The sequence below is a fragment of the Kitasatospora sp. NPDC085879 genome, assembly GCF_040686255.1.
In the GTDB taxonomy this organism is placed as follows: domain Bacteria; phylum Actinomycetota; class Actinomycetes; order Streptomycetales; family Streptomycetaceae; genus Kitasatospora.
Map to the genome: position 1 here is coordinate 101,712 of NZ_JBFBJZ010000029.1, position 8,701 is coordinate 110,412.

Here is an 8,701-nt window from a genome sequence, read left to right on the forward strand (position 1 = left end):
TCACGCCCGGGTCGAGGCCCCTGCGCGGGTGGACGTCTGGGCGCGCTCGGGCGCCTCGGGCTGCGGCGGCACGCCCAGGCGCCACGAGAGCCCGTAGCGTGCGAAGAGATCCGCGCGGATCGGCGCCAGAGGTGTCGACGCCCCTGGCAGCAGGACGCCGATGCAGCCGCCCATCAGTGCGCTGCGCAGCACCGCGTGCTCGGCGATCGGATCCGGTGCGCCCCAGTCCTTCAGCAGGCCACGCAGGATCGCGCCGAGCTGCTGCTGCTCCGGGTCCTGGACGAAGGCGCCGACGTCCGGGTCGAGGATCAGGGCGAGGTGCGAGCGCATCACCCGCGGGTGGTCCAGGGCGAGGCCCAGGACGGCGTCGATGGCCCGCGCCAGGCGGGCGTCGGGGGAGGTCCCGGCGGGCAGCTCCGCCAGGGCGGCGGCCAGCTCCAGATGCATCAGCCGATGGGTGGCGGCCTGCATCAACAGCCGTTTGCCGTCGAAGTAGTACGAGACCAGACCACGTGCCAACCCGGCGTGTTCGGCTATGTCGCTGAGGGTCGTCCCGGCGTATCCCCGCTGGTCGACGAGCTCGACGGTGGCACGCATGATGCGGCGGCGGGAGCGCCGGCGCATCTCCTCATTGACCGATTCCCCGCGAGGTGCCATCGTGTCTGCTCCGTACGTTGACTGGCTCCCGGCCAATATACTGGCCGGGCCCGTCGCGGCGCGGCCGTATGCCCGGGCCCAGGTGGCCTCGGCGGCGGCCAACGGCAGGCGCCGGCTCCACCAACACGGGGGTTTGGTGGAGCCGGCGCTGCTGCGTTCCGGGCCGAAGTCCGCTGCGGGGGGCCGCAGTTCGGTGCAGTGCGGTAGGTGCGGCGCGGTCGGTGGCGTCAGCGGTCGGCGAGCACCTTCTCCTCCCGGTCCGCCCGGCCGGACTCCGTGACCGACCCGGCCGCCGGGGCTGCGGATGCCCCACCACGGCGGCGTTCCACGGCCCAGCCGGCCAGGGTCACCAGCAGGGCGGCCAGCGAGACGCCCGTCACCAGCAGCAGGGCCGGCCGGTAGCCGTCCAGCTGCGCCTGCGGGCTCTGGCCGCCGCCGCTGCCCGCGGTGATCACCGCCGTGGCGACGGCCAGCACGATCGCGCTGCCCACCTGGAAGGCCGTGTTGACGAGGCCGGAGGCCAGGCCCTGCTCGTCGTCGTGGACGCCGTTGGTCGCCGCGATGTTGACCGACGGGAAGGCGAGCGCGAAGCCGATGCCGAGCAGCACCATGCTCGGCAGCACCAGGCCGAGGAAACCGGAGTGCTCGTCCAGCCGCAGGAAGAGCGCGTAGCCCGCGGTCAGCGAGAGGATGCCGAGCGGCATCAGGCGCGCCGTGCCGAACCGGTCGACCACCGCGCCCATCTTCGTCGCCGACAGCGCCACCAGCGCGCCGGCCGGCAGGAAGGCCAAGGCCATCTCCAGCGCGGACCAGCCGAGCAGCCGCTGCAGGTAGAGCGTGGCGATGAACTGGAAGCCGGCGTACGAACCGAAGACCGCCAGCGCCGCGATGTTGGCCCGGCTGACCCCGCCGTTGCGGAAGATGCCGAGCCGGACCAGTGGGTGGGCCGCCCGGGACTCGATCAGCAGGAAGAGCGCCATCAGCACCGCGACGGCGGCCAGCGAACCGATGGTGCGGGCACTCGCCCATCCGGCGTTCTGCGCCTCGGTGACGGTGAACACGAGCAGCAGCAGCGAGCCGGTGCCGGTGACCGCGCCGGCCACGTCGTACCCGGCGGTGCCGCGCGGCGGGGCGGGCTGCCGGGGCAGCAGCCGGACGGCGGCACCCAGGGCGACCAGCGCCACCGGGACGGGCATCAGGAACGTCCAGCGCCAGCCGGCCGAGGTGAGCAGGCCGCTGAGCACCAGGCCCAGCGAGAAGCCGCTGGCGCCGCAGGTGGTGTAGATCGAGAGGGCGCGGTTGCGCGCCGGGCCCTCGGCGAAGGTCGTGGTGATGATCGACAGGCCGGCCGGGGCGGTGAACGCGGCGCTCACGCCCTTGAGGAACCGGGCGGCTATCAGCAGGCCGCCGTCGTCGACCAGGCCGCCGAGCAGGGAGGCGGCGGCGAAGACGGCGAGGGCGGCCAGGAAGACCCGGCGGCGGCCGAGCAGGTCCGCCGCGCGGCCGCCGAGCAGCAGCAGCCCGCCGTAGCCGAGCACGTAGCCGCTCACCACCCACTGCAGGGCGGAGGTGGACAGGTGGAGGTCGGTGCCGATGGAGGGCAGGGCCACGCCCACCATCGAGACGTCGAGGGCATCGAGGAAGAGGGCGGCGCAGAGGACGACGAGGGTGCCCCACAGGCGTGGGCTCCAGGCCTCGGTCGTCGACGGGGCGTCAGATGCGGTCATGATCAGAGACTACATGCATGTGCATCCAATGCAAGTGAATTTAATGCGCCTGCAATAGATGTGCGGGCATGTGCTAGCCTGGCGGTGTGGCTGAACCGGATCTCGCCCCAGACGCCGCCCTCGTATTCGAGTGGCGGGACGTGCTCGCGCGCCACGCCGCGGTCTCCTGCGCGCTCGACCGCGCGCTGGGGGAGCAGTACGGCCTGGGCATGAGCGAGTTCGAGGTGTTGGAGCGCCTCTGGGAGGACGAGCTGCGGGTCGGGCCGGGCAAGCTCCGGGTGCAGGACATAGCGCAGACGGTGCACCTCAGCCAGAGCGCGCTGTCCCGTCTGATCGGCCGGCTGGAGAAGGACGGCCTGGTCGCCCGGGTCATGTGCGAGCTCGACCGGCGCGGGATCTTCGTCGCGCTCACCGACGAGGGCCGCGCCCGCTACCGGGAGGCCCAGCCGCTGCACCGCGAGGTGCTCGCCCGCACCCTCGGCTGAGGCCCGGGCATCGGCGGTGTCCGCCGAGCCGTGCGGCCGCCGGGGGGCTGCAGCGGCTACAGCAGGGTGCCCAGCCCCGGCGCCATCGCCAGCAGCACCACGGCGGTCGGCGCCGCCAGCGCCGCCAGGGTCAGCCGCAGCCGGTGGTGCACCGGCAGCCGCGGCTCGCCCGCCAGCAGCCGGTCCACCCGCCGCGGCGCCTGCGCGAGCTGCTTCGGCGGGCACGAGCCGAACACCCCGCGCCCGGCGTTGATCTCGACCAGGGCGAGCGCCGTGGTGATCCGGCCGTGCCGTCGCGCCGCCCGGTCGTCGGCCGCCAATTCGACCAGCTCGCCCACCTGGTCCCGGAAGGCGCTGAACACGCCCACGCCGGGAAATCCCGTCGCCAGCGCCTCGGCGCACTGGGCCAGCCAGTGGTGCCGGGCCCGCACATGGCTGCGCTCGTGGCTCAGTACGGCCGCCAGCTCACGGTCGCTCAACTGCTGGAGCGCGCCGGTGGTCACCACCAGCCGGGCCTCCGGGCCGGGCAGCGACCAGGCCTCCGGGCGGACGTTCTCCAGGACCACCAGCCGCTCGCCACCGCGCCGCTCCGCCGTCGGCTCGCCGGGCAACTGCGGTGCCCGGTCGTCGAGTTGGGCATGGCGCGCACCACGCAGCGCCCGGGCGGCGCGCACCTCGCGGGTCAGCGACACCGCCGTCTGCACACCGCCGAGCGCCAGCAGAGCCGCCGTCAGCCGGCCCCACCCCTCCGCGCCGGCCAGGCCGTAGGCCTCCTCCACGCCGGACGGGGCTCCCGTGAAGACCGCTTCGCGCAGCGCCGGCAGCGCGGCCGCGCAGGCCAGCAGCAGGGAGAGCACACAGCAGAGCAGCACGGCCACCACGAGGGACTGCCATGCGAGCAGCGCCAGCACGGGTTCTCGCTCGGCCCAGCGGGCCCGGGCCAACAGGCCCGGCGCCACGGTGGCGAGCAGCAGTCCGAGCAGCAGCAGGCTCAGCAGGGCCGTCATGGCAGGGGCTCCCCCGAGGGGCGATCAGGAGCGCGACAGTGCGCTGCCTCCAACCTATGCTCCGCCGCGCCGCCGTGGAACGGGTTCGGGGGGACAGGTGACCAACGACACCCCGTCAGCCTCCGGGAGGCGTCAGAGCGTCAGGAGCATGGCGAACATCGCGATGCCCATCGCCACCCGGCAGGCCCGCACCGTGCCGTCCTCCGGCGAGCTCGTTCCCGCCGCAGCCGGGCTCCGGACGGCGCCGCCGACCGCTTCACTGCCGGCTGCCGCAGCGCCAACGACCGCAGCGCCGGCCGCCGCGTGGCCCGCCGCCCGGCCGGGTGCGGAGAGCAGCCGGCTGCCGGCCCACAGGGTGTACCCGCCGAAGTAGAGGAGGAGCAGCCCGGTCAGCAGCGGCAGCCCCATCGGCGCGCCCACCGGGCCCGGCACGCCCGGCACCGCGTGGTGCAGATGCCCGGGTGCCGCCGGGGCGGCGGCCATGGCCAGCCCCATGTAGGCCATCGCGAGCGCCCCGACCCCGTGGTGCAGGCGGTGCACGCGCCCGGCGCGCCCGGCGAGCGCTCCCAGGACCAGCGCGCCCGCCAGCACGGTGAAGAACCAGCCCCAGGCCACCCCCGGCAGGACGGCCATCCCGGCCATCCCGACCGCCATCGCGGCCTCGGCGACGTCCCCCTCGCGGTGCGCCCCCGCACAGCCCGGGCGCCGCAGGCGCAGGAGGCACAGGGCGGCCGAGCCGGCGGCCAGCCCCGCCAGCATCCATGTGACGACGGCCGGACCGTGCACGGCGCCCCCTCCCGGCCGGTGCCTGCGGACAGTACGTCCACGATCACCGATCGACGCACGGGGCAGCAGGGCGCGCAGGGGGGCGCACGGGAGTGACCGGCCGATCGGGCCGTCGGCCGGGGCCCCGCGGAGGGCGCCCGGCCCCCGGTGGCGGCGCCGAGACGGGCGCGCGATCGTCGGGATACGGCGGCCTCCGCACCCCGCGGACCGCCCCGCGAGACGCCTCGGAGCGCCGGATCTCCCGCCGCGAACCCCATCCGCCGCAGGATTGCCCGGCAGACCCCCCTTGAACAGAAGAACCTTTCGTATCTATGGTGGGTACGTCGCAATACCTCCTGTCGAAGTGAGTCTCAGATGCAGAATCTTTCGCCGACGCTCGCCGTGGCTGGCGATGCTTCCGCCTCTCCGGCCGGCCACCCCGCCTGGATCCGCCTGAAGGACGCGGTGGAGGCACTCCGCCCGCTGCAGTCCAAGGACGGCTCCATCGACCTCTCCGCCGTCCAGCGCGGCACGGTCGACCCGCTGGTCGAGACCGTCCTCACCTCGGTGCAGGAGCTCGCCCCGCTCTTCCCGCACGACGCCGCGTACCACGCCGCCGTCCAGGGGGACCTGCGCAAGTGGGCCGAGACCGGCTACCGCGAGCCCGACTTCCTCGACTCGCTGCTCGCCTTCCAGCCCGCCGGCCAGCGCGCCGACGGCATCGAGCACCTCGTCGTCTTCCCGATGTACACCCAGAACGGCAACCCGAACCGCAACCTCGAGGCGGTCCTGCTCAAGGTCGTCTGGCCGGACTGGCTGGCCGAGCTCGAGCGCGAGCGCTTCGACAACCCGATGTTCGTGCCGATCACCTTCACCGACTTCACGGCCGGCTACGACACCAACTCCGCCGTGCTCTTCCCGGAGACCGTGGCCGTCCGCAAGGCGCCGGAACGTTTCACCTGGGGCGGCATCTTCTGCGACCGCGAGGCGGCCCGCTTCCGCGCCGTGTCCACCACCGCCGTCGACCTGCTCGGCCTGGAGATCCCCGAGGACGCCACCGGCCTCCTCAAGGACCAGGAGCGCGCACAGCAGACCTTCGTCCTGTGGGACCTCATCCACGACCGCACCCACAGCCACGGCGACCTGCCGTTCGACCCCTTCATGATCAAGCAGCGCAGCCCGTTCTGGATGTACGGCCTGGAGGAGCTCCGCTGCGACCTCACCGCCTTCAAGGAGGCCGTGAAGCTCGAGGCCGAGGGCTACGCCCAGGGCCGCGACGTCCAGTACGCGATCCTCTTCGACCGCATGTTCCGCTTCCCGGTCAGCGGCGACCGCGTCCGCAACTACGACGGCATGGGCGGCCAGCTGCTCTTCGCCTACCTGCACAAGCACGACGCCCTGCGCTGGCGCGACAACCGCCTCTCCATCGACTGGGAGCGCGTCGCCGAGGTCACCAACCAGCTCTGCGGCGAGATCGAGACCCTCTACCGCGACGGCATCGACCGCCCGAAGACGGCCCACTGGATCGCCGCCTACGAGCTCGTCTCCCGCTACCTCACGCCGCACCCCGCCTCCACCTGGGCCAAGGGCACCGAGGCGCTCCCGCTCGACATCACCGACGGCAAGGCCCTCAACAAGGCCCTGTGCGACGCCGTCAAGCCGGACGAGTTCCCGCTCAGCATGTTCTACGAAGCCCTCGCCAAGAAGCTCGGCGGCGTCATCGCCGCCACCACCGGCATCACCGGCGCCGGTGTCCAGGGGGTCGCCGCATGAGCGCCCGCCTCGAGAACAAGGTGATCGCCGTCGCCGGCGCCAGCGGCCCGGCCGGCCAGGCGGTGCTGCGCCGCCTGGCGGCCGACGGCGCCACCGTCGTCGGTGCCGACATCGACCAGCAGCGCCTCGACAAGGCCCTCGACAGCGTCCGCACCACCGTGCCCGGCGCCAAGGTCAGCGGCCAGGTCATCGACCTCCTCGACCCGCAGGAGGTGCACGACTGGGCCGACCACCTGGAGGCCGAGCACGGCCACGTCGACGGCCTGCTCCACCTGGTCGGCGGCTGGCGCGGCAGCAAGACCTTCTTCGACACCCGGATCGACGACTGGGACTTCCTGCACGACACCGTGGTGCGCACCCTCCAGCACACCTCGCTGGCCTTCCAGCCGGCACTGGTCCGCAGCGGCGGCCGCTACGCCATGGTCTCCGCGGCCGCGGCCCACAAGCCCACCGCCGGCGGCGCCGCGTACGCCGCGGCGAAGGCCGCCACCGAGGCATGGACGATGGCCATGGCGGACTCCTTCGTGAAGGAGACCACCGCCGAGGACGGCACGCCCACCGCCGCGGCTGCCATCCTGGTGATCAAGGCTCTGGTCTCTCCCGAGATGCGTGCCGAGAAGCCGGACGCCAAGTTCGCCGGTTTCACCGACACCGCAGACCTGGCCGACACCATGGCGGGCCTCTGGGACCGCCCCGCAGCAGAACTGAACGGACAGCACCTGTGGCTGACAGCCCGATGACCATCGGCACCGAAGACGCCCGCACCGACGCGGTGCGGCACCACGACACCGCCGTGCGCGGATTCGCCAGCGACAACTACGCCGGCATCCACCCGGAGATCCTCGCGGCGATAGCCCTCGCCAACGGCGGCCACCAGGTCGCCTACGGCGAGGACGACTACACCGCCCACCTGCAGCAGGTCTTCCGCCGCCACTTCGGCGACCGGGCCGAGGCGTACCCCGTCTTCAACGGCACCGGCGCCAACGTGGTCTCCCTGCAGTCCCTCCTGCCGCGCTGGGGCGCGGTGGTCGCCGCCGAGAGCGCGCACATCAACGTGGACGAGTGCGGCGCGCCGGAGAAGATCGCCGGGATCAAGATCCTCACCGTCCCCACGCCGGACGGCAAGCTCACCCCCGAGCTGATCGACCAGCAGGCCTGGGGCTGGGACGACGAGCACCGGGCCCAGCCGCTCGCCGTCTCCATCACCCAGAGCACCGAGCTCGGCACCGTCTACACGGTCGACGAGGTCAAGGCCATCTGCGACCACGCCCACGAGCGCGGCATGCTCGTGCACATGGACGGCTCGCGGCTGGCCAACGCCGCAGCCACCCTGGGCGTCCCGTTCCGCGAGTTCACCACGGACGCCGGCGTCGACGTGCTGTCCTACGGCGGCACCAAGAACGGCCTGATGCTGGGCGAGGTCGTCGTCGTGCTCAACCCCGAGCGCGTGCGCAACCTCAAGTTCCTGCGCAAGATGTCGATGCAGCTCGCCTCGAAGATGCGCTTCGTCTCGGTCCAGTTCGAGGCGCTGCTCGCCGGCGACCTCTGGCTGCGCAACGCCGGCCACGCCAACGCCATGGCCAAGCGCCTGGAGGCCGCGGTCAGCGGCATCGACGGTGTGACGGTCGTGCGCCCGGTGCAGGCGAACGCGGTCTTCGCGATCCTGCCGCGGGAGGTCAGCGAGCGGCTGCAGAAGCGCTACCGCTTCTACTTCTGGAACGAGCACACCGGCGAGGTGCGCTGGATGGCGTCCTTCGACACCAGCGAGGCGGACATCGACGCGTTCGCCGCGGCGATCGCCGAGGAGATGGGCCGGGTCTGACCTGACCCGACGACCGGCCCACCACCGGCTCGGCATCACGACCCCGGCGCGGACATCCCGCGCCGGGGTCGTGGGCGTTCGTACGGTGCCCGCGTCACCGACCGGCAGCGGAGTTTTGCATCTGCGGCCGGAACGGCGTAGTGTTCACTGGTCGCTCGACAGGGAGCACCGGACACGCAGTCTGCGCGGACGGTCCCGGAGCGGCCAATCCCTTGAAACACCACTTCCCGGCTCGGGCTGGGTCGCGTCTCGTCGCGCCCCTGTGCGAATTCGGCGTGCGCGTTTATAGGAATTGCATTCGAGTCGAGGTCGATTCGCTTTTCGGAGCGGGGATCGGCTAGGGTTTGAAACGTCGGACAGGCCGCCAGGCCGGGCCGGCAAAGCGGTGAAGAAAGCAAGTCGGCGAAGAGCACTGACTCGGGTCTGATAAGCTGGAAACACGAAAGAGCGAAACGCCCGGAGGGT

8 protein-coding genes are annotated in these 8,701 nt (G+C 72.6%); 4 read left to right on the top strand and 4 right to left on the bottom strand.

Annotated features, from left to right (window positions below; translation table 11 throughout):
* Window positions 1-624, bottom strand: coding sequence for a TetR/AcrR family transcriptional regulator (locus AB0P35_RS22595; RefSeq protein ID WP_257019430.1), 624 nt, complete (start codon window positions 622-624; stop codon window positions 1-3).
* Window positions 625-884: 260 nt separating this feature from the next.
* Window positions 885-2,384 (bottom strand): MFS transporter, encoded by a 1,500-nt coding sequence (locus tag AB0P35_RS22600; protein WP_363513268.1) that lies wholly within the window; start codon window positions 2,382-2,384, stop codon window positions 885-887.
* A gap of 86 nt (window positions 2,385-2,470) precedes the next feature.
* On the opposite strand from AB0P35_RS22600, the gene AB0P35_RS22605 reads away from it, so the two are divergent.
* Window positions 2,471-2,869 (top strand): MarR family transcriptional regulator, encoded by a 399-nt coding sequence (locus AB0P35_RS22605; protein WP_363513271.1) that lies wholly within the window; start codon window positions 2,471-2,473, stop codon window positions 2,867-2,869.
* A 56-nt stretch (window positions 2,870-2,925) separates the two neighbouring features.
* Here AB0P35_RS22605 and AB0P35_RS22610 read toward each other — a convergent pair whose 3' ends face one another.
* Together AB0P35_RS22610 and AB0P35_RS22615 are read right to left on the bottom strand one after the other, a co-directional pair.
* The gene (locus AB0P35_RS22610; protein ID WP_363513274.1) at window positions 2,926-3,876 is read right to left on the bottom strand and encodes a M56 family metallopeptidase; all 951 of its coding nucleotides are present in this window, start codon (window positions 3,874-3,876) and stop codon (window positions 2,926-2,928) included.
* A 132-nt stretch (window positions 3,877-4,008) separates the two neighbouring features.
* Window positions 4,009-4,662, bottom strand: a complete 654-nt coding sequence (locus AB0P35_RS22615) for a DUF5134 domain-containing protein (protein WP_363513277.1) — start codon at window positions 4,660-4,662, stop codon at window positions 4,009-4,011.
* Between the two features lie 354 nt (window positions 4,663-5,016).
* Here AB0P35_RS22615 and AB0P35_RS22620 point away from each other — a divergent pair, with 354 nt between their 5' ends.
* From AB0P35_RS22620 to AB0P35_RS22630, 3 genes are read left to right on the top strand one after another with little or no spacing between them, the layout of a single operon-like run.
* Entirely contained in the window at window positions 5,017-6,414 is a 1,398-nt protein-coding gene (locus AB0P35_RS22620) for a DUF6421 family protein (RefSeq protein ID WP_363513280.1), read from the top strand.
* Window positions 6,411-7,154, top strand: a complete 744-nt coding sequence (locus tag AB0P35_RS22625; protein WP_095876467.1) for an SDR family NAD(P)-dependent oxidoreductase — start codon at window positions 6,411-6,413, stop codon at window positions 7,152-7,154. The genes AB0P35_RS22620 and AB0P35_RS22625 overlap by 4 nt, the downstream gene beginning before the upstream one ends.
* The gene (locus AB0P35_RS22630) at window positions 7,151-8,236 is read left to right on the top strand and encodes a low specificity L-threonine aldolase (RefSeq protein WP_363513316.1); all 1,086 of its coding nucleotides are present in this window, start codon (window positions 7,151-7,153) and stop codon (window positions 8,234-8,236) included. The genes AB0P35_RS22625 and AB0P35_RS22630 overlap by 4 nt, the downstream gene beginning before the upstream one ends.
* The last annotated feature ends 465 nt before the right edge of the window (window positions 8,237-8,701 follow it).

What these genes read in the sequence shown, in the direction of transcription:
- AB0P35_RS22610 (WP_363513274.1), bottom strand. Translation starts at nt 3,876, where the DNA reads ATGACGGCCCTGCTGAGCCTGCTGCTGCTCGGACTGCTGCTCGCCACC.
- AB0P35_RS22630 (WP_363513316.1), top strand. Translation starts at nt 7,151, where the DNA reads ATGACCATCGGCACCGAAGACGCCCGCACCGACGCGGTGCGGCACCAC.
- AB0P35_RS22625 (WP_095876467.1), top strand. Translation starts at nt 6,411, where the DNA reads ATGAGCGCCCGCCTCGAGAACAAGGTGATCGCCGTCGCCGGCGCCAGC.
- AB0P35_RS22595 (WP_257019430.1), bottom strand. Translation starts at nt 624, where the DNA reads ATGCGCCGGCGCTCCCGCCGCCGCATCATGCGTGCCACCGTCGAGCTC.
- AB0P35_RS22620 (WP_363513280.1), top strand. Translation starts at nt 5,017, where the DNA reads ATGCAGAATCTTTCGCCGACGCTCGCCGTGGCTGGCGATGCTTCCGCC.
- AB0P35_RS22600 (WP_363513268.1), bottom strand. Translation starts at nt 2,384, where the DNA reads ATGACCGCATCTGACGCCCCGTCGACGACCGAGGCCTGGAGCCCACGC.